Source organism: Terrabacter sp. MAHUQ-38, from assembly GCF_014518425.1.
Lineage (GTDB): Bacteria > Actinomycetota > Actinomycetes > Actinomycetales > Dermatophilaceae > Terrabacter.
In genome coordinates, this window is sequence record NZ_JACVCU010000001.1 from 741098 (window position 1) to 761828 (window position 20731).

Genomic DNA, 20731 nt, shown 5'->3' on the forward strand with positions numbered 1-20731 from the left:
ATGCTCCACCGCGTGACCGACGAGATGCCGCGGCCCAGCGGCCCACCGCAAGCCGGGGCAGGTGCCGCCCGGCCCGTGCCGCCCGGACCCGTGCCGCCCGGACCCGTGCCGCCCGGACCCGTGCCGCCCGGACCCGTGCCGCCCGCGCCGATGCTGTCCTACGACCGGACCCCGATGCCCGGCGCCAACGGCCTCGCCATCGCGGCCCTGTGCTGCGGGCTCGTCGGACTCTTCCCGATCGCCGCGATCGTCGCCGTCGTGCTCGGCATCGTCGCGCTCAGCCAGCTGCAGAGGCGGATCCAGCGCGGCAGGGGCATGGCCATCGCCGGCATCGTGCTCGGCTCCCTCTGGGTCGTCGGCTGGATCGTCTTCGTCGTCGCGGCGGTGAACGACGCCCCGGAGCGCGACGTGTCCGGAGCCGTGACCCAGCAGTCGGAGGTCTTCGTCGACGATCTCAAGGCGGGCGACTGCTTCTCCGGGGGCAAGGGTGACGATGTCGATCTCGTCACTGCCATCCCCTGTGCGTCGCCGCACGAGAGCCAGGTCGTGACCACGTTCGAGCTGCCCGACGGTGCTTATCCCGGCGAGGACGCGGTCATCGACGCCGCTGAGCAGGGCTGCATCGACAAGGGCGACCCGCTCCTGACCGAAAAGGCCTTCGACGAGCTCGAGCCGACCTTCATCTACCCGGACTCCTACACGTGGCGCGGCGACCGCTCCATCATCTGCGTCGTCGAGGCGTCGTCAGGCACCACGACGGGGACCGCGCTGAAGTAGCCGACGGCACCGGGCGAGCACGAAACTCGGCGTATGCGTGAGGCCCCCTTCCGGCTGGAAGGGGGCCTCACGGCATTCGAAAGGAGAGATCGCTGAGGTCAGCGCTCCTCGGTGCCCGCGATGAACGCCTCGAGCTTCGCGCGACCGAGGTCGTCCGGGCGCTGCTCCGGCGGGGACTTCATCAGGTAGGACGACGCCGACAGCAGGGCGCCACCGATGCCGCGGTCCTTGGCGATCTTCGCCGCACGGATCGCGTCGATGATGATGCCGGCCGAGTTGGGGGAGTCCCAGACCTCGAGCTTGTACTCGAGGTTCAGCGGGACGTCGCCGAACGCGCGGCCCTCGAGGCGGACGTAGGCCCACTTGCGGTCGTCGAGCCACGCGACGTAGTCGGACGGGCCGATGTGGACGTTCTTGCTGTCGACGAGACCCGACAGCGAACCGCTCAGGTTGGACGTCACGGCCTGGGTCTTGGACACCTTCTTGGACTCGAGGCGCTCGCGCTCGAGCATGTTCTTGAAGTCCATGTTGCCGCCGACGTTGAGCTGGTACGTACGGTCCAGCGCGACGCCGCGGTCCTCGAACAGCTTGGCCATGACGCGGTGCGTGATGGTCGCGCCGACCTGGCTCTTGATGTCGTCGCCGATGATCGGCACGCCTGCGGCCTCGAACTTCGCGGCCCACTCGGGGTCGGAGGCGATGAAGACCGGGAGGGCGTTGACGAAGGCGACGCCGGCGTCGATGGCGCACTGGGCGTAGAACTTGTCCGCCTGCTCGGAGCCCACCGGGAGGTAGGAGACGAGGACGTCGACCTTGCGGTCCTTGAGGACCTTCACGACGTCGACCGGCTCGGCGCCCGACTCGTCGATCGTCAGCTTGTAGTACTTGCCGAGGCCGTCGAGCGTGTGGCCGCGCTGGACCTCGACGCCCGTCGTCGGCACGTCGGCGATCTTGATCGTGTTGTTCTCAGAGGCGTTGATGGCCTCGGAGAGGTCCTTGCCGACCTTCTTGTCGTCGACGTCGAAGGCCGCGACGAACTGCACGTCCTTCACGTGGTACTCGCCGAACTCGACGTGCATGAGGCCGGGGACGGTGCCGGTGGCGTCAGCGTCCTTGTAGTACTCGACGCCCTGCACGAGGGAGCTCGCGCAGTTGCCGACGCCGACGATGGCGACGCGTACGGATCCCATGGATCACTCCTTGTTGTTGGTGATGGTGCTCTGGGTGGTGTCTTCGGTGGTGCTGGTGGTGCTGCCGGGTGTGTCGTCAAATGCCGCCGGGCCGGGGTCGAGGGCCGCGCGCCGCTCCGCGACGATCAGCTCCTCGAGCCAGCGGACCTCGCGCTCGGCGCGCTCCTCGCCGTGCTGCTGGAGGGCGATCGTGTAGGCGTCCATGCGCTCGCGGTTGCGGGCGCTGGCCTCGCGGACGTTGGCGAGGCGCTCCTCGAGCCGGGAGCGCCGGCCCTCGAGGATGCGCAGGCGGACCTGCGCCTCGGTGCGGGAGAAGAAGGCGAAGCGGACGTCGAAGTCGTCGTCGTCCCAGGCGTCCGGGCCGCTCGTCGCGACGAGGTCCTGAAAGTGCTCCTTGCCGTCGGCGGTCAGCTCGTAGGTGATGCGGGGCCGTTTGCTGCTGCCCACGGCCGTCTCTGTGCTCTCGTGGATCCAGCCGGAGCCGACGAGGTGCTTGAGGGCGGGGTAGAGCGAGCCGTACGACAGCGCCCGGAAGATGCCGAGGGCCGTCGTGAGGCGCTTGCGCAGCTCGTAGCCGTGCAGCGGGCCGTCGTGGAGCAGGCCGAGGACCGCGAACTCGAGCAGCGCGGCGCGGCGGCTCTGCGGGCGATCGGACTTCGGCACACCCACACTGTACACACGGATATATCGCAGCGATACATCACCGTGACACGCATGTGGGTCGAGCGACAGGACGAAGCCCCGGAATCGGCCCAAGGAGGGCGGAGCCGGGGTCTCCGTCCTGTCGCTTGACCCGTCTGGAGGGGTCAGCTCTCGAGGGTGTAGACGGCGATGAAGGCCGTCCCGCCATCCGGTCGCGACCCCTCGGCCACGAGACTCGGCGTGCGCGCGGAGCCGGCCGGCACCGGCGTCGGGCCCCATGTCCCGAGCGAACGGTCCTCGCGCGCCTCGCGCACACCGTCGAGCCGCAGGCTCCCCGGCGTGCCGGGAGCGGCGGTCAGGGCGGTGTCACCGGCGGACCCCCACACGACGACTGAGGGCCCGGCGGGAGCGCTCGTCCGGGGGAGCGGACCCGACGCCAGCGGACCCGTGGACATCCCATCCAGGCGGTAGCGGTACCCGTGGTACTCGACGACCTCCGGGATCTCGGCCAGGACGCGGGTGCCGTTCGCGGCCACTGCCCGTCGCGGGCCCAGCTCGTATGCCGACCCGGCCAGCCGCAGGGTATGCCGTACGCAACAGCTGGGTGGAGCGCGTTGCCACGAAGTCGTCGAACGGCGCCTGTTCCACCGCGTGTCCCCCTGTCAGCGGCCCGGACAGGGCGTTGCCCGCCCCGGCCCCGGTGCCCGTCGTCGTCGTCACAACCTGGTGGACCGGTTGGCCCCCACGAAAGGTTGCACGCCCACGGCCGGTACCTGAACCCATGCTGTGGGCCCCGTGTGCCGGTCGTGTGAGAGCCGTCCGTCGTTTCGGCGTCGTGGCCCCGGTCAGGTCATACTGAGTGGCGGCCCGAGACGGTTTCTCGGGTCTCATCGGTGAATGGAGCAGGTTGTGACGCAGAGCAGGCGCGAGGTCCGCGCTGCCCAGCTGGCGGCCGACAAGGGTCGGGCCAGAGGCAACGCCAACGGCAACGGTCGCCGCAGTGCCGGCTTCGACGACGGTGACGGCGAGGGCCGAACCGGCTGGAGGAAGTGGGTCGTCGGCACCCTCAAGTGGGGCTCGATCGCGGCAGCCGTCCTCTTCGTCCTCGGCGTCATCGGCGTGGTCGTCGCCTACAACCAGGTCGCCATCCCGCAGCCCAACGACCTCGCCAACAAGCAGGTCTCGATCGTCTACTACTCCGACGGCAAGACCGAGCTCGATCGCATCGCGGTCCAGGACGGCAACCGCGAGTCGGTGAAGCTGGAGAGGGTGCCGAAGTTCGTCCAGGAGGCCCACATCGCGGCCGAGGACCGCACCTTCTACCAGAACAACGGCATCTCGGTCGGCGGCATCCTGCGTGCCGTCAAGACGAGCGTGACCGGTGAGGCCCAGGTCGGCGGCTCCACCATCACCCAGCAGTACGTCAAGAACTACTTCCTCACCCAGGACCGGACGCTCTCGCGCAAGGCCAAGGAGATCCTGATCGCCGTCAAGATCGACGGCCAGCTGTCCAAGCAGGAGATCCTCGAGAAATACCTCAACACCATCTACTACGGCCGCGGCGCGTACGGCATCCAGAGCGCGGCGAAGGCGTACTTCGGCAAGGACGTCAGCAAGCTCACGGTCGCCGAGGGCGCCGTCCTCGCGTCCGTCATCAACGCGCCGTCGCTCTACGACCCGGCCAACGGCGAGCGGGCCGAGGCGAACCTCACGAAGCGCTACGGCTACGTCCTCAACGGCATGGTGGAGGAGGGCTGGCTCAGCGAGGCCGACCGGGCCACGTACGACAGGCTGCCGAAGATCCAGCCCTACAAGGGCAACAAGTTCTCGGCCGGCCCCAACGGCTTCATCACCGCCCAGGTCAAGCGCGAGCTGGTCTCGACCGGCCTCTCGGAGCAGGACATCGACAACGGCGGCCTGCGCATCGTCACGACGATCGACAAGAAGGTCCAGGCCGCCGCGATCAACGCGATGAAGGACAACCTGCCCAAGAAGGTCACGGGCGGCCTCGTTGCCCTCAAGCCCGGGGACGGCGCGGTGGTCGCGATGTACGGCGGTGCCGACTACGCCAAGAACCAGTTCAACACCTCGACGCAGGCGATCATGCAGGGCGCCTCGAACTTCAAGCCCTTCGCCGTGCTCGCCGCGGTGCGGGACGGCATCTCCACGAAGACGAAGTTCGACGGCGACTCGCCGCAGGAGATCGACGACACGCGTGTCACGAACTTCGGTGAGCGCTCCTACGGCATGGTCGACATGCGCCGCATGATCGGCCGCTCCATCAACACCGCGTTCGTCAACCTCAACAAGGAGATCACCCCGGCGCTGACCCGTCAGGCGGCGATCGACGCCGGCATCCCCGAGAAGACGCCGGGCCTCGACGAGACCCTGACCAACGTCCTGGGCACAGCCTCCCCGCACGTCATCGACATGGCCTCGGCCTACTCGACGATCGCGTCACAGGGCGTGCGGTCCAAGCCGTACATCGTCAAGAAGGTCACGTCGACGACGGGCGACTTCAGCTACGAGGCCAAGCCGCAGACGCGTCGCGCCTTCGACAAGGACGTGACGGCCGACGTCACCGACGCGATGACCTACACCGTCAAGGACGGCGGCACCGCGACGAAGCTCCAGCGGCTCGACCGCCCGATCGCCGGCAAGACGGGCACGTCGTCGTACGCCAAGTCGATCTGGTTCTCCGGCTTCGTGCCGCAGCTCGCCGTCTCGATCGGCATGTACAAGCCGGACGCCGACGGCAACCCGCTGACGCTGACCGACGCCGAGGACACCAACCTCACCGGTGGCACGGTGCCCGCTGACGTCTTCTACGACTTCATGAAGGCCGCCCTCGAGAACATGGAGGTCCAGGACTTCCCCGAGCGCGCGGGTGTCGGTGACGACAAGATCCCGACGCCGACGACGACGTTCACGCCCCCGCCGACGACGACCGAGGCTCCGACGACAACGGTCACGGAGACGCCGACCACGACCACGCAGCAGCCGACGAAGACCAACGGCACGGGCAAGCCCCAACCGACGACGACGACGGAGGAGCCGACGGTCACCATCCCGTTGCCGTTGCCATCGACGTCGACCAAACCGGGCAACGGCCCATGACGCCGCGGTGACCGAGCGGGTCGACGACCCGGTCGTACGGGCGGCCTCCGAGGTCATCGGTGGTCCCCGCGGACGGTACGCAGCCGCACGCGAGCTCCCGTGGGTGCTCACGGCCGCCGTGCTGTCCGCCCTCACGGCGGTCACGGCCGGTCTCGGCATCCTGCTCCGTGCCCCCTGCCTGCGGACCGGCTTCACGGGCGACACCCAGTTCTGGAGCGCCTGCTACGCCGACCTGCCCACCGCCTACCGCGACGCGAACCTCAAGGCCGGCCTCGCGGCATACCTCCAGGGTGGCGACGGCGCGCCCGTCACCGGGCAGCCGCCGCTCACCGGGATCGTGCTGACGGCGATGGCGAGCCTGGGGCCCGACGACGGCTCGCTCAAGACGCGGGCCGCCTGGTACTTCGCGCTGTGGTCCGTGCTGCTGACGCTGCTGCTGCTCGCGACCGTGTGGCTCGTCGCGTCGTCGGCCGCCCGGCCGTTCTCCGCCGCGCACGTCGCGCTGTCGCCGGTCGCGGCGCTCGTCGGCTTCGTGTCGGCGGACCTGCTCGGCGTCATGCTGGCCAGCGCGGGCCTGTGGGCGTGGTCGCGCCGCAACCCGACGCTCGCCGGCGTGCTCCTCGGCCTCGCCATCGGGGCGCGCTCCTACCCCGTGCTCATCCTGCTCGCCATCGTCCTGCTGTGCGTGCGGTCCGGGCGGCTGCGCGAGATGGGCCGCACCGTCGGGTACGCGCTGCTGACCTTCGGGGCGCTGCTGTCGGCGATGTGGCTGCTCAACAAGAACGCGGCAGCGTCGCCCTACCTGAACTGGGCGTCGGCCGGTGCCGGCTACGGCTCGCCGTGGCTGCTGCCGCAGCTCGCCGGGCACCCGCTGCCCGAGGGGGCCGTCACGGCGCTCGCGGTCGTCGGCTGGCTCGTCGCCCTCCTCGCGGGTGCGGTGCTCGCGCTCGCGTCGGCGCGGCGCCCGACCATCGCCGAGGTCTCGCTCGTCATGGTCGGCATCGTCCTCGTCACCGGCAAGTCGTTCACGGTGCAGAGCTCCCTGTGGCTGCTGCCGCTCGTCGCCTGGTGCGCCCTCCAGTGGCGCGACCACCTCGTCTGGGCGGGGGCCGAAGCGCTCAACTTCGTCGCCGTCTGGCTCACCATCGCGGCCACCAGCGTGCCCGACCGCGGCATGCCGGCCCCGTGGTACGCGTTCTTCTCGATGCTGCGCGTGGTCGCCGTGCTGTGGCTCGTCGCCGTCGTGTGGCTGCGCGCCCGTGAGAGGTGGAGCCGCTCGAGCGTCGAGCCCGACGACCTGGCCGGGCCGATGCGCGGCGCCGAGGACCACCTCATCGTCCGCTTCTCGTGAGCGCACGCGTCGGCGTCTCCGATTTCTTCGTATGCCGGGTCGCCCGGTAGTCTTGCCCAGTTCGTCGTGTGCCCGGTTGCCTGTGGATTCGACCCGACCGATGTCGGTGAGGTCTGCGAGGCTGAACCCGGCTGGACATCAGGCCGGGCCCCAGGCTCGCGACGGGACGAATGCAACCCTCCTGTCACGAGAGAGACTCGTGACCGCCGAGACCAGAGGAGGTGGGTTAGAAGCATGCGTCAGTACGAACTCATGGTCATCCTCGACCCGGAGACCGAAGAGCGCACCGTCGACAAGACGATGGACAAGTTCCTCTCCGTCGTGAAGAGCGATGGCGGCACCGTCGACAACGTCGACATCTGGGGCCGTCGCCGTCTCGCCTACGACATCAAGAAGAAGTCCGAGGGCATCTACGTCGTCGTCACCATGTCTGCTGAGCCGGCGACGGCCCAGGAGCTCGACCGCCAGCTGAACCTCAGCGAGTCGGTCATGCGCACCAAGCTGCTGCGCCCCGGCGCCTGATTCAGCGACCAGTTACTGAACCGCTCGATCAACCGACGAAGGACTGATCCATGGCTGGCGACACCGTCATCACGATCATCGGCAACCTGACCGCCGACCCCGAGCTGCGTTTCACGCCGTCGGGTGCTGCGGTCGCGAACTTCACCGTGGCCTCGACGCCGCGGCAGTTCGACCGCCAGAGCAATGAGTGGAAGGACGGCGAGACGCTGTTCATGCGCTGCTCGGTGTGGCGTGACGCGGCGGAGAACGTCGCCGAGTCGTGCCAGCGGGGCATGCGCGTGATCGTGTCGGGCCGGCTCAAGTCTCGTTCCTACGAGACCAAGGAAGGCGAGAAGCGCACCGTCGTGGAGATGGACGTCGACGAGATCGGCCCGTCGCTGCGCAGCGCGACCGCAAAGGTCAACAAGACCCAGCGCGGTGGCGGCGGTGGTGGCTTCGGCGGCGGCCAGGGCAACCAGGGCGGCGGCTGGAGCGGTGGCGGCGGCCAGGCCGAGGACCCGTGGGCGACCGGCGGCTCCGCTGGTGGTGGCCAGGCCGGTGGCGGCCAGGGTGGCTGGGGACAGCCCGCTGGAGGCCAGCCCGCTGCTGGTGGCCAGCCCGCGGCCGGTGGCCAGCAGGGCGGTGGCTGGGGCCAGGCCCCCAGCTACGACGAGCCCCCCTTCTGATCGTCGAGATCGACTCCTGATCGAGCAGGTCAGCACCGTCGTCCGGTGAGTCTGCCGGACGGCATACCGAAGAAGTTCAGAACCATCCCGGGGCACGAAACCCCGGGCTCTCATCAAGAAGGAGAGCACCACGATGGCAAAGCCCGTTGTGCGCAAGCCCAAGAAGAAGGCCAACCCGCTCAAGGCGGCGAAGGTCGAGAACATCGACTACAAGGACACTGCGCTGCTGCGCAAGTTCATCTCCGACCGCGGCAAGATCCGTGCGCGTCGCGTGACCGGTGTGTCCGTCCAGGAGCAGCGTCTCATCGCCACGGCCGTCAAGAACGCCCGTGAGATGGCCCTGCTGCCCTACTCGAGCTCGGCTCGCTGAGCCCGTTCGGGAACGAGGAGAACACCATGAAGCTCATTCTCACGCACGAGGTCTCGGGTCTCGGTGAGGCCGGCGACATCGTCGAGGTCAAGGACGGCTACGGCCGCAACTTCCTGCTCCCGCGTGGTCTCGCGACCCCGTGGACCAAGGGTGGCCAGAAGCAGGTCGACGCCCTGACGAAGGGCCGTGAGGTCCGTGCGATCAAGGACCTCGACCAGGCCAAGGGTGTCCGGGGCCAGCTCGAGGCGACGTCGGTCAAGGTCCCGGCCAAGGCCGGCCAGTCGGGTCGTCTCTTCGGTGCCGTCAGCAACGGCGACATCGCCGCTGCCGTCAAGGCCGCCGGTGGCCCCGAGCTCGACAAGCGCAAGATCGAGGTGAAGCAGGCCATCAAGACGCTCGGCACCTACGAGGCGACCGTCCGCCTGCACCCCGAGGTCGCGGCGACCCTCAAGTTCGAGGTCGTCTCCGCCTGAGAGCACGCCAAGCAGCACGGCCGAAGGGCCGGGTTCCGCCCCCGCGGACCCCGGCCCTCCGCCATGTCTCCACCCCCCACCAGACCAGTCGAGTGGTCACTCCCGTACGCGGGCCCGTCCGCGATTCCGCCGTCGAGTGGTCACTTCCGTACGCCGTCCGTCGCCGACTCCCCGTCGAGTGGTCACTCCCGTACGCGCAGTCGGGTTGTCCACAGCCCCACCGCCGCCGAACTGGTGATCCACAGTGACGGCCGCGCCATCCGCCCCGTCACGGTGCCCGACCTAGCGTGACACCCACCTAGTCAGGAGGGAGCGGGCATGGACACGGCAGCGACACACTGGCTCGACCAGCAGGACCGCGTGGCGCGGAAGATGATCCGTGAGTACGGATGCTTCCTCCAGTACGTCTCCGGCGGGCATGGCGCCTCACGTGGAACCCCGTTCTGTTACACGACCGAGCTCTTCGGCCTCGGACAGCCGGAGCTTCTCGTCTTCGGTCTTGACCAGCTGAGTCAGCGGGTCTGCTCAACCACGTCTTTGCGCTGGTCCGCGACGGGCGCGAGCTGGTGCCGGGCGAGGAGCTCGAGTTTGCCGGTCACGACGAGCGCTACCTCGTCGAGAAGGTGCCCAACCCGGGGGAGATCCTCCTCACCGCCAACCGGCACTACGCCGGGGCCCTCGTGAAGTCCGTGCCGGCGTACCAGCTGACCTGGTCCGTGGACGGCGCGTTTCCTTGGGAGCCCGGCTACCCCTACCGCCCCGAGTCACAGCCACGACCCGGCACCTTCTCGGCGTTGGGCACCGACGGGGGCGATGCCGTCACGTGCACGTGCGGGCTCCACTGACGGCACAGTATGACGGGGATCGCTGACGCCGGCCGGCCCTTCCTCACTGTCGAGGGTCTGGCCGCTGGGCTCCCACGGCGGCTGCTGGACTCCGACCGCTTCGTCCGCCCGGCACGCGGCGTGCGAAGCATGTCACCGCCGCTGAGTCTGGTCGAACGCGCGCACGGGTTGACACCGGTGCTTCGGCGCGACGCCTCGTTCTCGCACGTAACGGCAGCACAGCTGCACGGGCTGCCTCTCTCGTATGCCGTCTCCGCCGACGAGCGTCTTCACTTCGTCCAACCCATCGACGCTCCACGTGTCAGGCGACCTGGGATCGTCTGCCACCGGGTGCTTCACGAACGGGCCGTGATCGCGGTCGAGCATCTACGCGTCGTCGGGCTGGCCGACACCTGGGTCGACCTCGGCGAGCTCGTGGGCCGGGGCAGACCCGTTGGTCTCGATGACCTCATTGTCGTCGGCGACGCCGTCGCGACGAGACTCGGGTCCGTGCGGCTGCGGCCGGTGGCGCTGGCCAAACGTGTGCGGCCGCGTGGCAAACGCACGCTGATCGAAGCCTTGGCAGAGATCCGGGTGGGCTCCATGTCGCCGCAGGAGACCCTGACGCGCCTCATGCTCGTGCGTTGCGGTCTACCGGAGCCCAAGCTCAACCAGGCCATCGTGAGCGCTGACGGCGTGTTCCTCGGAGTCGCGGACCTGAGCTGGGAGGAACAGAAGGTCGTCGGTGAGTACCAGGGCGAGGAGTTCCACTCGGGCGACGACCAGCGGGCGCGCGACGAAGTCCGACTCGCGGGCTTCAGGCGAGATGGCAGAGGCGTGGAAGAGATCTGGAAGTCTGACCTGGCCTCCACATCGGCGCGGCGGGCATGCGTCCTGCGCTTCGCCGAAGCCTTGAAGGTCGAGGAGTCGACCCTGGATCTCGCCAGCTGCGAACCTCGCTTCTTCTCACGCCACGCCATGGAGCTGGCGCTGCAGCGGGATGAGCGCCGTCAACGGCGTCGTGCGTGGTGACCGAACCCGACAAGAGCGGGGAACCTCCCCCGCCGGGCGTAGCCACCACTGCGCGCCAGGTGGTGACGGCATACGCCGGTCGTACGGGAGTGACCACTCGACGGGGTCGGCCGGGCGAACCTTCGTACGGGAGTGACCGCTCGACGGGGTCGCGCGGGCGAACCTTCGTACGGGAGTGACCACTCGACGGGGTGGGTGGGGGTCAGGTGGAGCTGCGCTCGACGAGCTGGGTGTCGAGGGTGGTCACGCGCGGCGGTGACTCCCCGCCGAGCAGCCGCAGCAGGGTGTCGGCCATGACAACTCCCATCTCCTGCGCCGGCTGGGCGACCGTCGTCAGCCCGATCTTGCCCCGCGTCGCGTACTGGCTGTTGTCGAAACCGACGATGGCGACGTCGTCGGGCACCCGCAGCCCGCGCTCATCGAGCGCGAGCAACGCACCGCTCGCCATCAGGTCGCTGGCGACGAAGATCGCGTCGAGGTCGGGGTGCTCGTCGACGAGCGTCAACGCCGCCCGGATGCCGCCCGCCTCGGTGAAGTCGCCGCGGCCGACCCGGTGGTCCGAGAGCCCGGCGGCGGCCAGCGCGTCGCGCCACCCCAGCTCGCGGTCGACCGAGGCGGGCATGTCGGCGGGCCCGGTGATCGTCGCGATCGCCCGTCGACCCCGGGCGATGAGGTGCTCGACGCCGCGCCGCGCGCCGGTGCGGTTGTCGACGTCGATGTAGTAGTCGCCGGGGTTGGCGATGTCACCGAGCGGGCGGCCACCGAAGACGACCGGCAGCGAACGCCCGAGCGAGGCGAGGAAGTGGTCGCCCGAGTGGTGCGACACGACGAGGGCACCGTCGACGTTGCCACCGAGCAGGTAGCGCTTCGTCTTCTCGGACGGCGAGCTCGGGTGGGTGAGCTGCAGGTTGAGCACGTAGTCGCTGTCGTCGAGCCGCTCGCTGATGCCCTGGACGACGTCGGCGAAGTACGGGTCGCCGAAGAAGCGGTGCGCGTCCTCGGGCACGACGAGCGCGATCGACATGGTGGCCCGGGCGACGAGCGAGCGCGCCGCCCGGTTGGGCACGTAGTCCAGCTCGGCGATGGCCTTCTCGACCGTGGCGAGCACGTCGGGGCTGACCCGCGGCGACCCGTTGATGACACGCGAGACCGTGGCCCGCGACACGCCGGCCACCCGGGCGACCTCCTCGAGGGTAGGTCGCCCGACGGGGGTGGCCGCCGCGTCGCTCATGCCTGCGTGTCTCCTGCTGGTTCGGTCGGGGTGTCGGTGCCGCTCGTACCCAGTGGTGCCAGGGGTGCCGAGGGTGGAAGCAGCCGGCGCGTGGCGATGGTCCGGGCGAGGTCGAGAGCGCTCGCCTTGGGCGTGCGCACCTGGGTGTCGTAGTCGACTCGGACGATACCGAAGCGTTTGGCGTAGCCCCACGCCCACTCGAAGTTGTCGAGCAGCGACCAGTAGAAGTACCCGCGGACCGGCACCCCGGCGTCGAGGGCATCGAGGATGGCCCCGAGGTGCGCGCGCACGTATGCCGTCCGGTCGCGGTCCTCGACGAAGCCGTCCTCGTCGGCCACGTCGTCGAAGGCGGCACCGTTCTCCGTGACGTGCAGCGTGACCCCCGCCGGCCCGGTGTAGTCCTGGTGGAGCCGCACGAGCAGGCGGGTCAGACCCTCGGGCTGGATCTCCCAGTCCATCGACGTCACGGGCAGCCCGCGGGGGTGCCGGAACGACTCCTCGGCCGCCGGGAACGGCGAACGCGTGACGCGGCCTCCGTTGAGGTTGTCGGCCAGGACGCTGGCCGGCTTCGTGTGACCGATGGCCTCGCCGTTGTAGTAGTTGACGCCCAGGACGTCGATCGGCGTCGAGATGGCCTCGAGGTCTCCGTCCATGATCCGGTCCTCGAGTCCCAGGTGGCGCACGTCCTCGAGCAGGTCCGTCGGGTAGGCGCCTCGAAAGATCGGGTCGAGGAAGACCCGGTTCATCTGGGCGTCGACGCGCCGCGCGGCGTCCACGTCCCGGGGGTCCGAGGGGTCGACCGGGTCGGCCACCGTGAAGTTGAGCGTCAGGCCGAGCTCGAGCGACGAGTCTCGCGCCCGCAGCTCCTGCACAGCGCGCCCGTGGGCGAGCATGAGGTGGTGCGCGGCGGCGAGTCCGTCTGCGGGAGAGGTGCGCCCGGGCGCGTGCATGCCGGCGGTGTAGCCGAGGAACGCCGCGCAGAACGGCTCGTTGAGCGTCGTCCACGTGTTGACCCGGTCGCCGAGCCGGTCGTGCACGGCGCCGGCGTACTCGACGAACCGCTCGACGGTCTCGCGCGACGTCCACCCGCCCTTGTCCTCCAGGGCCTGCGGCAGGTCCCAGTGGTAGAGCGTCAGCCACGGCGCGATCCCGGCCTCGATGAGCGAGTCGACGAGCCGCTCGTAGAAGTCGAGACCCTTGGCGTTGACCGCCCCGCCGTCGGGGCAGACGCGTCCCCACGCCGTGGAGAAGCGGTACGACTGGACGCCGAGCGACTTCATCAGGGCGACGTCCGCGGCATACCGGTGGTAGTGCTCGCACGCGACGTCACCGGTGTCGCCGTCGACGACGGCGCCCGGCGTGTGCGAGAAGGTGTCCCAGATCGAGTCGGTGCGGCCGTCCTCGTGACGGGCCCCCTCGATCTGGTACGCGGCCGTGGCGACGCCGAGGACGAACTCGGCGGGCACCGGCCGCCCTTGCGGCGCAACGTTGTCGGCGCCAGGAGCGACGAGCGTGCTCTGGTGGTTCTGGGTCTGGGCGGTCATCCCTTGACTGCTCCTTGCATGATGCCGGACACCAGCTGCTTGCCGGCGAAGACGAACAGGACGATGAGGGGCAGTGCCATGAGGACGACCCCGTTGAGCACGAGCGAGTAGTCGACGAAGTACGCGGCCTGCAGCTGCTGCAGCGCGACCGGCAGCGTCGGGTTGCCGGGGTCGAGGATGATGAACGGCCAGAAGAAGTTGGTCCACGTCGCGATGAAGGTGAACAGGCCGAGCATCGCTGCGCCGGGGCGCGCGGCCGGCAGGGCGACCGACCAGAACGTCCGCAGCGTCGAGGCACCGTCGACACGCGAGGCCTCGATGAGCTCGTCGGGCAGAGCCTCCTGGAGGTACTGCGTCATCCAGAAGACGCCGAAGGCGCTCACCGCACTCGGGAGGATGACGGCCCAGACGCTGCCGATCCAGCCGAGCTTGCTCATGACGATGAAGAGCGGCACGATCCCGAGCTGCGTCGGCACGGCCATCGTCGCGATGACGAAGACGAGCAGCCCTGAGCGGCCACGGAAGCGCAGCTTGGCGAACGCGAACCCCGCCAGCGCGGAGAAGAGCACGACGAGCAGCGCGACGGTCGAGCTGACGAAGATGCTGTTGCCGAGCGCCTTCCAGAACGGGACCGTCGTGACGACCGTGGCGGCGTTCTCGAAGAAGTGCCCACCCGGCACGAACGAGTACGGGTCGCGCACGATGGCTGCCGAGTCCTTGCTGCCGATGACGAACGACCACCACAGCGGGAAGGCGGAGGCCAGCAGGACGACGAGGAGGAAGACGTATGCCGTGGGGCTGGCCTGGGTGCGTCGGGCGAGTCTCATCGCTGTCCCTTCGAGGCGATCCGGCGGGTGACGAAGTAGTTCACGACCGCGAACAGGACGACGACGAGGAAGAGCATCCACGCGACGGCCGCGGCCCGGCCGAAGTTCTTCTGCGTCCAGCCGAGCTGGTAGAGGTAGATGGTCAGCGTCTGCCACTGGCGGTCGGCGCCGCCGAGGCCGTACTGGTCGTACATCCGCGGCTCGTCGAAGATCTGCAGGCCACCGATCGTCGAGGTGATGACGACGAAGATGATCGTGGCGCGCAGCTGCGGGATCGTGATCGAGAAGAACGTCCGGACGCGGCCGGCGCCGTCGATCATGGCTGCCTCGTAGTAGTCACGCGGGATGGCCTGCATCGCGGCGAGGAAGATGAGGGCGTTGTAGCCGGTCCACCGGAAGTTGACCATGGTCGCGATCGCGAGGTGGCTGGGCACGACCTCCTTGTGCCACTGCACCGGGTCGATGCCGACGAGACCGAGCAGGTGGTTGACGAGACCGAACCTGTCACCGAAGAGGTCGCTGAAGATGAGGGCGACGGCGACGGGCGCCACGACGTAGGGGAGCAGGACCCCCATGCGCCAGAAGGTCCGCGCCCTGAGGCCGCTGTCGAGCGCCGCCGCGATGAGCAGCGCGAGGATGATCTGCGGCACGCTCGAGAGCAGGAAGATGCTGATCGTGTTCTTCAGCGCGTTCCAGAAGTACGGCTGGGCCAGGACGTCGGTGTAGTTCTTGAGGCCCACGAAGTTGCCCTGGCCGCCGATGAGGCTCCACTTGTGGAGCGAGACCCACGCCGTGTAGAGCAACGGGAAGAGCCCGACGACGGCGAAGAGGATGAAGAACGGCGAGACGTACGCGTACGGCGAGGCCTTCTCGTCGAGCTTCGTCAGGCGCCTGCGCCAGGTCGGCCGGGGCCCCACCGGCGAGCGTCTCACGAAGTCGGGCGCTGTCTGCCCGGCCGGGTCGACGCCCGCGGTGCGGGGGCGCCCCGGCGAGGTGCCGGGTGGCTGTGCTGGGGACTGGACGGTCACGGTCGGTTCCGCTCGTCGGGCGGGTGGCCCGGTGCCGGGTGACGGGTCACCGGGCCACCCGCGGTCGGCGCTCAGCGGCATACCGCTGGCTGGTGGAGGGGCGGGACGGGGGCGGGTGGCGCGTACCCGCCCCCGTCTGTTCCCTGGGGATCGGGCGTGGTCAGCCCAGGGCCTTCACGTCGGCCACCCACTTGTCCCAGGACTCCTGCGGCGTGGAGCCCTGCTCGACGCGGGTCAGCGCCTGCTGCATCGCGTCGTTGATGGCGAAGTAGTGGGTGCCCTTGTACGGCGCGACGGTCACGGCCTTGGCGCGCTCGGCGAAGATCTCGCCGGTCGGGGCGTTGTTGAACGCCGCAACCTTGACCGAGAGCAGCTCGGGGCTGGTCAGTGCAGCCTGCTGGCTCGGGAAGGCGCCGACCTTCTTGAAGGCCTTGATCTGCTGCTCGGGGGCAGTCAGCCACGAGGCGAGGACCTGCGCCTCCTTCGGGTGCGCGCTCTGCTTGGGCACGACGAGGTAGGAGCCGCCCCAGTTGCCGCCGCCACCGGGGAAGGTGTTGGCGACGTCCCAGCCCTTGACGCCCTTGGCGTTGCCCTCGATGACGCCGACCATCCAGCCGGGGCAGAGCATGGTCGCGAAGCCGTCCTTCTGGAAGCTCGCGGTCCAGTCGTCGCCCCACTGCTGGAGCTTGGCCGAGAGGCCGTCGGTGATGCCCGCCTGCACGACCTGGTCGTAGATCTTCTTGACCTCTGCGCTGTCGGTCGCCGTGATCGTGTCGTCCTCGGGGTTCTCGTACGCGGCCTGGACCTGGTTGATCATGCCCTGGTACGTCGCGCCGAGGCTGTCGAAGAACGGGACCTTGGACTTCGCTGCGAACTGCTTGCCGGCCGCGAAGTAGCTGTCCCACGTCGTGCCGAAGAGCTTGGCGACCGACTCCCGGTCGCTCGGCAGGCCCGCCTTCTTGAACAGGTCGCTGCGGTAGCAGATGGCTTCGGGGCCGGAGTCGGTGCCGTAGCCGATGAGGTGGCCATCGGCGTCGGTGGCGGCCTTGGCCTTCCAGTCGAGCCAGCGGCCCTGGACGTCCGGGGAGGTGAGGTCGGTGAACTTGTCGGAGTACTGGAGCATCTCGGGCAGCCAGTCGACCTCGACGGCCTCGACGTCGGCCATGCCGCTGCCTGCCGAGAGCCGGGTGAAGAAGGTGTCGCGGGCCTCGTTGGAGGTCGCGGCCTTCTTGTGGGTGACCTTGATGTTCGGGTGCGTCTTCTCGAACTCGGGGATGAGCTCCTCATAGCCGAACTGGTTGAAGGTGGCGAGCGTCAGGGTGACCTGACCGCCGTCGCCCTGGCCGCCGGTGCTGCCGGCCTGGGTGGCAGGCCCGTCGCCACCCGAGCCGGAGCTGCACGCCGAGAAGGCCAGCAGCGACGCGGTGAGGGTGGCGAGAACTGCATGGCGTGAGCGCACGGAGGGCGCGCCGATCCGGGTGGAACGGGATGTCATGGAGAGCTCCTTTGGTCTTCATCCCCTAGCGGGTGTGGGAGCGCTCTCCGTGCGTGGAACCGAACCATGAGAGCGCTCTCACGGGAGAGAGTGGACCTCCGACAGGGCATCGGTCAAGACCCGTGACCAATCCGTGATCCACGTCGCCCGAAGTGCGTCGCGGTGGGCGATGTGTGCGCGTGCTCGACCCACCGCGACGTCGGCTCGACGGCTAGCGTGGTGGGGTCGGGCGCCGTTCCAGGCGTCGACACGTGCACCGACACAGGCACCGACACAGGCACCGTCGCTGACCGGGAGGCTCCCATGACCGCCTACGACCTCGTCGCGCTCGGTCGGGTCGGCGTCGATCTCTACCCGCTCCAGCACGGGGTCACGCTCGACGAGGTGCGCTCGTTCGAGAAGTTCCTCGGCGGCAGCGCGGCCAACGTCACCGTGGCGGCGGCCCGCCATGGCAGGCGCGCCGCGCTCGTCAGCGCGACGGCCGACGACGCCTTCGGGCGCTTCGTCCACCGCGAGCTGCTCCAGCTGGGCGTCGACGACGCGCACGTGCAGACCATCGCCGGAGGACCCCCGACGCCGGTCACGTTCTGCGAGGTCTTCCCGCCCGACCACTTCCCGATCTGGTTCTACCGCTACCCGACCGCACCCGACCTGCTCATCACCGCGGATTCCATTCCGCTGCAGGCGATCCGGGAGGCGCGGGTCCACTGGTCGACGGTCACCGGTCTCAGTCAGGAGCCGAGCCGGGCCGCCCATGTCGCCGCGTGGCAGGAGCGCGGGCGCGCCCCCCTCACGGTGCTCGACCTCGACTACCGCGCGGTCTTCTGGAGCGACGTGGACGAGGCCCGCAGGCAGGTGCGTGAGGCGGTCCGCAACGTCACGGTCGCGGTCGGCAACACGGAGGAGTGCGAGGTGGCGACGGGGGAGACCGATCCCGAGCGCGCTGCCCGCGCCCTGCTGGCGAGCGGGGTCGAGCTGGCCGTCGTCAAGCAGGGTCCGCGCGGCGTGCTGGCCATGACGCAGGATGAGCGTGTCACCGTCAGCGCGTTCCCCGTCGACGTCGTCAACGGGCTCGGCGCGGGTGACGCCTTCGGTGGCGCGCTCGTGCACGGACTGCTCGAGGGCTGGGACCTCGAGCGCATCCTGCACTTCGCGAACGTCGCCGGCGCCCTCGTCGCGGGACGGCTCGAGTGCTCGACGGCCATGCCGACGACGGCCGAGGTCCAGGCCCTCCTGTCGGACGTCGAGGTGGCCGACGGCGCGATGTGAGCCGCGGGGCGGAAAGAGAAAACCCGCCCCTGCTGGTCACGTCGCCGAACTCGACCAGCAGGGGCGGGTGCCCTAGACCCGGTGATCCGACAGGGGGAGGAGATCACCGAGCCACAAAGGAGCAACTCACGAGAACGACTATGAGCGCCGGACCTTAAAGAACACTGGGAATGCCGTAGTAGTTGTCTCTGACCTGTTCGGCGTGCGGTCTGGGTGGCCTCGCCGGCATCGGCGGAGGCGCGCGCCCCGTGTCCCTCAGCGCGCCCCGACGACCATCCAGTCGTCACGACGGGCGCGCCAGCCGAGCACGCACGCACGGATCACCATGAACGCGGTGAAGGCCGCCCACAGGACGATGACGTCCCGGGCCGGCTCGCCGCTCGGGCCGGCCGCGCGGACCGCGAGGATGAAGGGAAGGTACGCGACGAGCGTGATGACCATGCCCCAGGCGAGCCACGAGCCGTCGCCGGCGCCGATGAGCACGCCGTCGAGGACGAAGACGTAACCGGCGACGGCCTGGCCCAGCCCGACGACGATCAGCGCGGCCCCGAGCGCGTCGCGGACGGCGGGGTCGGTCGTGAAGAGCGCCGGGATGACGCCGTGCAGCGCGACGAGAACGAGCCCCAGCGCGAGCCCGCCCCAGACTCCCCAGCGGACCATCGTGCCCATCGCGACGCGTACGCCCTCTCGGTCACCGGCGCCGAGCGCGCGCCCGACGATCGCCTGCGCGGCGATGGCGAGCGCGTCGAGGGCGAAGGCCAGGAACGACCAGACCGTCAACGCCACCTGGTGCGCCGCGAGCGGAACGTCACCGAGCGATGCAGCCACCCACGTCGTGACCAGCAGCGTCGCGCGCAGCGCGAGGGTGCGGACGAGCAGGGGTATGCCGGTGCGCGCGGCCGCGAGGATCCGTGCAGGATGCGGTCGCAGCCGTGCCTCGCGCGTCTGGGCCTTGAGGAGCAGGACCGTGACGAGCGCGATGCCCATGCCGGTCTGCGCGATGACGGTGCCCCAAGCGGATCCGGCGATGCCCCAGCGCAGCCCGTAGACGAAGACGAGGTTGAGCACGATGTTGGCGCCGAAGCCGACGACCGACGCCACGAGCGGGGTGGTCGTGTCCTGAAGGCCGCGCAGGACGCCCGTGACGGCGAGGATCACGAGCATCGCCGGGATGCCGAACGCCGAGATGCGCAGGTAGGTCGTCGCCTGCTCGATGGCCGCCGGGGAGGCGCCGAATGCTGCACTGATCGGCCTCGCGGCCACGGCGACGACCGCTGCGGTGACCGTGCCCAGAGCCAGCGCCAGCCACAGGCCGTCCACCCCGGCACTGATGGCGGCTTCCTCGTCGCCGGCGCCGAGGTGGCGGGCGACGACGCTGGTCGTGCCGTAGGCGAGGAAGACGAAGATGCCGGCGGCGGTGACGAGCGCGGCGCTCGCCACTCCGAGCCCGGCGAGCTGGGCGGTGCCGAGGTGGCCGATGATCGCCGAGTCGGCGAGCAGGAACAGCGGCTCGGCGATGAGGGCGAGGAAGGCCGGGACGGCGAGGCGGAGGATCTCGCGCCGGTGGCCGGGAAGCCGGGTCGGGGGCCGGCTCGTCGGCTGGGAGGCGCTCACCGCAACGGCCCGAGGTGCTTGAGCGCCTCGCGGCGGGAGAGGCCGGCGAGGTCGGGGTGCTCGGCCACGAAGGCGCGCACCCAGTCCGGGTCGTGGCGGGCATGGTCGCGCAGGGCCCAGCCGATCGCCTTGCGGATGAAGAAGTCGCGGTCGTCGACGTTGGGTTCGATGACGTCAGCCAGGAGCTGCTGGTCGAGCCGCTCGCGGGCGCCGACCTGGCCGATGATCGAGGCGCGCCGCACCCAGAGCGAGTCGCTGCCGGACCAGTCGCGTAGCCGCAGTCCCTCGACGGCCGGGGCGGCCAGCAGCGTGTCGCGCACGAGGTGGGTCGCGATCTCGTCGACGACGTCCCACCAGGCCCCCGCGCGGATCAGGCTCTCCCACAAGGGCATCGCCTCGCTGTCGACCCACGATCGATAGGCGCGGTGGCGCGCGAGGGCGATCGCGGCATACCACTGCTCGCGGTGGGTGGCCCCCTGCCAGAGGTCCTCGATGGTGGCGAGCCACTGTTCGCGGGACTCCATGGCGAGTCCCGGGTCGCGCAACAGTGGACGGAGCGTGGCGGCGAGCTGCGGCGAGGTGAGGCCGAAGTACGGCATGGCGGACTTCATGTAGCGCTGCTGCCCGCGGGCCCGCTCCGCATCGGCTCGCGCGAGGAGCGCGGCCCGCACCTCCGACGCGAGGTCGGGGTGCGGGTCGGAGGCCATGCGCCCAAGGTAGTCGGACGTGCCCACGATGCCGCGCAGTGACCGAGCGCCGA

At 69.7% G+C, this 20731-nt stretch carries 20 protein-coding genes and 1 pseudogene; 11 read left to right on the top strand and 10 right to left on the bottom strand.

Annotated elements, in window-relative coordinates; genetic code table 11:
• The first annotated feature begins 12 nt into the window (after positions 1 to 12).
• On the top strand, positions 13 to 777 hold the full coding sequence (locus H9I49_RS03480; protein WP_188028906.1) for a DUF4190 domain-containing protein: 765 nt from the start codon (positions 13 to 15) through the stop codon (positions 775 to 777).
• A 98-nt stretch (positions 778 to 875) separates the two neighbouring features.
• Here the strand turns inward: H9I49_RS03480 and H9I49_RS03485 are convergent, their stop codons facing one another.
• The 3 genes from H9I49_RS03485 to H9I49_RS03495 all read right to left on the bottom strand — a co-directional run bounded on the left by H9I49_RS03485 (position 876) and on the right by H9I49_RS03495 (position 3145).
• A complete protein-coding gene (locus tag H9I49_RS03485; RefSeq protein WP_188028907.1) occupies positions 876 to 1967 on the bottom strand; it encodes an inositol-3-phosphate synthase in 1092 nt (363 codons plus the stop codon).
• A 3-nt stretch (positions 1968 to 1970) separates the two neighbouring features.
• Complete coding sequence (locus H9I49_RS03490; RefSeq protein WP_188028908.1) at positions 1971 to 2630, bottom strand: PadR family transcriptional regulator; 660 nt, start codon at positions 2628 to 2630, stop codon at positions 1971 to 1973.
• Between the two features lie 143 nt (positions 2631 to 2773).
• The gene (locus H9I49_RS03495; protein ID WP_188028909.1) at positions 2774 to 3145 is read right to left on the bottom strand and encodes a hypothetical protein; all 372 of its coding nucleotides are present in this window, start codon (positions 3143 to 3145) and stop codon (positions 2774 to 2776) included.
• 373 nt (positions 3146 to 3518) lie between these two features.
• On the opposite strand from H9I49_RS03495, the gene H9I49_RS03500 reads away from it, so the two are divergent.
• The 9 genes and pseudogenes from H9I49_RS03500 (at position 3519) to H9I49_RS03540 (ending at position 10963) form a co-directional block, all read left to right on the top strand.
• The gene (locus tag H9I49_RS03500) at positions 3519 to 5726 is read left to right on the top strand and encodes a transglycosylase domain-containing protein (RefSeq protein ID WP_188028910.1); all 2208 of its coding nucleotides are present in this window, start codon (positions 3519 to 3521) and stop codon (positions 5724 to 5726) included.
• A 7-nt stretch (positions 5727 to 5733) separates the two neighbouring features.
• Positions 5734 to 7077 carry a glycosyltransferase 87 family protein gene (locus H9I49_RS03505; RefSeq protein ID WP_188028911.1) on the top strand — a complete coding sequence of 448 codons (1344 nt, stop codon included), beginning with the start codon at positions 5734 to 5736 and terminating at the stop codon, positions 7075 to 7077.
• Positions 7078 to 7311: 234 nt separating this feature from the next.
• Positions 7312 to 7599: a 30S ribosomal protein S6 gene (gene rpsF / locus H9I49_RS03510; protein ID WP_188028912.1), complete on the top strand. Its 288-nt coding sequence runs from the start codon at positions 7312 to 7314 to the stop codon at positions 7597 to 7599.
• 50 nt (positions 7600 to 7649) lie between these two features.
• Positions 7650 to 8264 (top strand): single-stranded DNA-binding protein, encoded by a 615-nt coding sequence (locus tag H9I49_RS03515; RefSeq protein WP_188028913.1) that lies wholly within the window; start codon positions 7650 to 7652, stop codon positions 8262 to 8264.
• A 133-nt stretch (positions 8265 to 8397) separates the two neighbouring features.
• On the top strand, positions 8398 to 8634 hold the full coding sequence (gene rpsR / locus H9I49_RS03520) for a 30S ribosomal protein S18 (protein ID WP_013494395.1): 237 nt from the start codon (positions 8398 to 8400) through the stop codon (positions 8632 to 8634).
• Positions 8635 to 8660: 26 nt separating this feature from the next.
• Positions 8661 to 9107: a 50S ribosomal protein L9 gene (gene rplI / locus H9I49_RS03525; protein WP_188028914.1), complete on the top strand. Its 447-nt coding sequence runs from the start codon at positions 8661 to 8663 to the stop codon at positions 9105 to 9107.
• Positions 9108 to 9479: 372 nt separating this feature from the next.
• A pseudogene (locus tag H9I49_RS24320) lies at positions 9480 to 9602 on the top strand (hypothetical protein); the annotation flags it as partial.
• A gap of 26 nt (positions 9603 to 9628) precedes the next feature.
• Positions 9629 to 9952: a DUF4262 domain-containing protein gene (locus tag H9I49_RS03535; protein ID WP_255523695.1), complete on the top strand. Its 324-nt coding sequence runs from the start codon at positions 9629 to 9631 to the stop codon at positions 9950 to 9952.
• 129 nt (positions 9953 to 10081) lie between these two features.
• Positions 10082 to 10963 carry a hypothetical protein gene (locus H9I49_RS03540; RefSeq protein ID WP_255523594.1) on the top strand — a complete coding sequence of 294 codons (882 nt, stop codon included), beginning with the start codon at positions 10082 to 10084 and terminating at the stop codon, positions 10961 to 10963.
• A gap of 202 nt (positions 10964 to 11165) precedes the next feature.
• On the opposite strand, the gene H9I49_RS03545 is transcribed toward H9I49_RS03540, so the two are convergent.
• The 5 genes from H9I49_RS03545 to H9I49_RS03565 all read right to left on the bottom strand — a co-directional run bounded on the left by H9I49_RS03545 (position 11166) and on the right by H9I49_RS03565 (position 17088).
• On the bottom strand, positions 11166 to 12194 hold the full coding sequence (locus H9I49_RS03545) for a LacI family DNA-binding transcriptional regulator (RefSeq protein WP_188028916.1): 1029 nt from the start codon (positions 12192 to 12194) through the stop codon (positions 11166 to 11168).
• Positions 12191 to 13738: a GH1 family beta-glucosidase gene (locus H9I49_RS03550; protein WP_188028917.1), complete on the bottom strand. Its 1548-nt coding sequence runs from the start codon at positions 13736 to 13738 to the stop codon at positions 12191 to 12193. Before H9I49_RS03550 ends, H9I49_RS03545 begins: the two co-directional genes overlap by 4 nt.
• Positions 13735 to 14565: a carbohydrate ABC transporter permease gene (locus H9I49_RS03555; RefSeq protein WP_188028918.1), complete on the bottom strand. Its 831-nt coding sequence runs from the start codon at positions 14563 to 14565 to the stop codon at positions 13735 to 13737. The genes H9I49_RS03550 and H9I49_RS03555 overlap by 4 nt, the downstream gene beginning before the upstream one ends.
• Entirely contained in the window at positions 14562 to 15593 is a 1032-nt protein-coding gene (locus H9I49_RS03560) for a carbohydrate ABC transporter permease (RefSeq protein ID WP_370587408.1), read from the bottom strand. The genes H9I49_RS03555 and H9I49_RS03560 overlap by 4 nt, the downstream gene beginning before the upstream one ends.
• A 160-nt stretch (positions 15594 to 15753) precedes the next feature.
• On the bottom strand, positions 15754 to 17088 hold the full coding sequence (locus H9I49_RS03565) for an extracellular solute-binding protein (protein ID WP_188028919.1): 1335 nt from the start codon (positions 17086 to 17088) through the stop codon (positions 15754 to 15756).
• 303 nt (positions 17089 to 17391) lie between these two features.
• Between H9I49_RS03565 and iolC the strand changes: the two genes are divergently transcribed.
• Positions 17392 to 18357, top strand: coding sequence for a 5-dehydro-2-deoxygluconokinase (gene iolC / locus H9I49_RS03570; protein ID WP_188028920.1), 966 nt, complete (start codon positions 17392 to 17394; stop codon positions 18355 to 18357).
• Between the two features lie 255 nt (positions 18358 to 18612).
• On the opposite strand, the gene H9I49_RS03575 is transcribed toward iolC, so the two are convergent.
• Both H9I49_RS03575 and H9I49_RS03580 read right to left on the bottom strand, forming a co-directional pair.
• Entirely contained in the window at positions 18613 to 19971 is a 1359-nt protein-coding gene (locus H9I49_RS03575) for an MATE family efflux transporter (RefSeq protein WP_188028921.1), read from the bottom strand.
• Positions 19968 to 20678: a DNA alkylation repair protein gene (locus tag H9I49_RS03580; RefSeq protein WP_188028922.1), complete on the bottom strand. Its 711-nt coding sequence runs from the start codon at positions 20676 to 20678 to the stop codon at positions 19968 to 19970. Before H9I49_RS03580 ends, H9I49_RS03575 begins: the two co-directional genes overlap by 4 nt.
• Positions 20679 to 20731: the final 53 nt, after the last annotated feature.

What these genes read in the sequence shown, in the direction of transcription:
- H9I49_RS03485 (WP_188028907.1), bottom strand. Translation starts at nt 1,967, where the DNA reads ATGGGATCCGTACGCGTCGCCATCGTCGGCGTCGGCAACTGCGCGAGC.
- rpsF (WP_188028912.1), top strand. Translation starts at nt 7,312, where the DNA reads ATGCGTCAGTACGAACTCATGGTCATCCTCGACCCGGAGACCGAAGAG.
- H9I49_RS03515 (WP_188028913.1), top strand. Translation starts at nt 7,650, where the DNA reads ATGGCTGGCGACACCGTCATCACGATCATCGGCAACCTGACCGCCGAC.
- rpsR (WP_013494395.1), top strand. Translation starts at nt 8,398, where the DNA reads ATGGCAAAGCCCGTTGTGCGCAAGCCCAAGAAGAAGGCCAACCCGCTC.
- rplI (WP_188028914.1), top strand. Translation starts at nt 8,661, where the DNA reads ATGAAGCTCATTCTCACGCACGAGGTCTCGGGTCTCGGTGAGGCCGGC.
- H9I49_RS03540 (WP_255523594.1), top strand. Translation starts at nt 10,082, where the DNA reads ATGTCACCGCCGCTGAGTCTGGTCGAACGCGCGCACGGGTTGACACCG.
- H9I49_RS03545 (WP_188028916.1), bottom strand. Translation starts at nt 12,194, where the DNA reads ATGAGCGACGCGGCGGCCACCCCCGTCGGGCGACCTACCCTCGAGGAG.
- H9I49_RS03550 (WP_188028917.1), bottom strand. Translation starts at nt 13,738, where the DNA reads ATGACCGCCCAGACCCAGAACCACCAGAGCACGCTCGTCGCTCCTGGC.
- H9I49_RS03555 (WP_188028918.1), bottom strand. Translation starts at nt 14,565, where the DNA reads ATGAGACTCGCCCGACGCACCCAGGCCAGCCCCACGGCATACGTCTTC.
- H9I49_RS03565 (WP_188028919.1), bottom strand. Translation starts at nt 17,088, where the DNA reads ATGACATCCCGTTCCACCCGGATCGGCGCGCCCTCCGTGCGCTCACGC.
- iolC (WP_188028920.1), top strand. Translation starts at nt 17,392, where the DNA reads ATGACCGCCTACGACCTCGTCGCGCTCGGTCGGGTCGGCGTCGATCTC.
- H9I49_RS03580 (WP_188028922.1), bottom strand. Translation starts at nt 20,678, where the DNA reads ATGGCCTCCGACCCGCACCCCGACCTCGCGTCGGAGGTGCGGGCCGCG.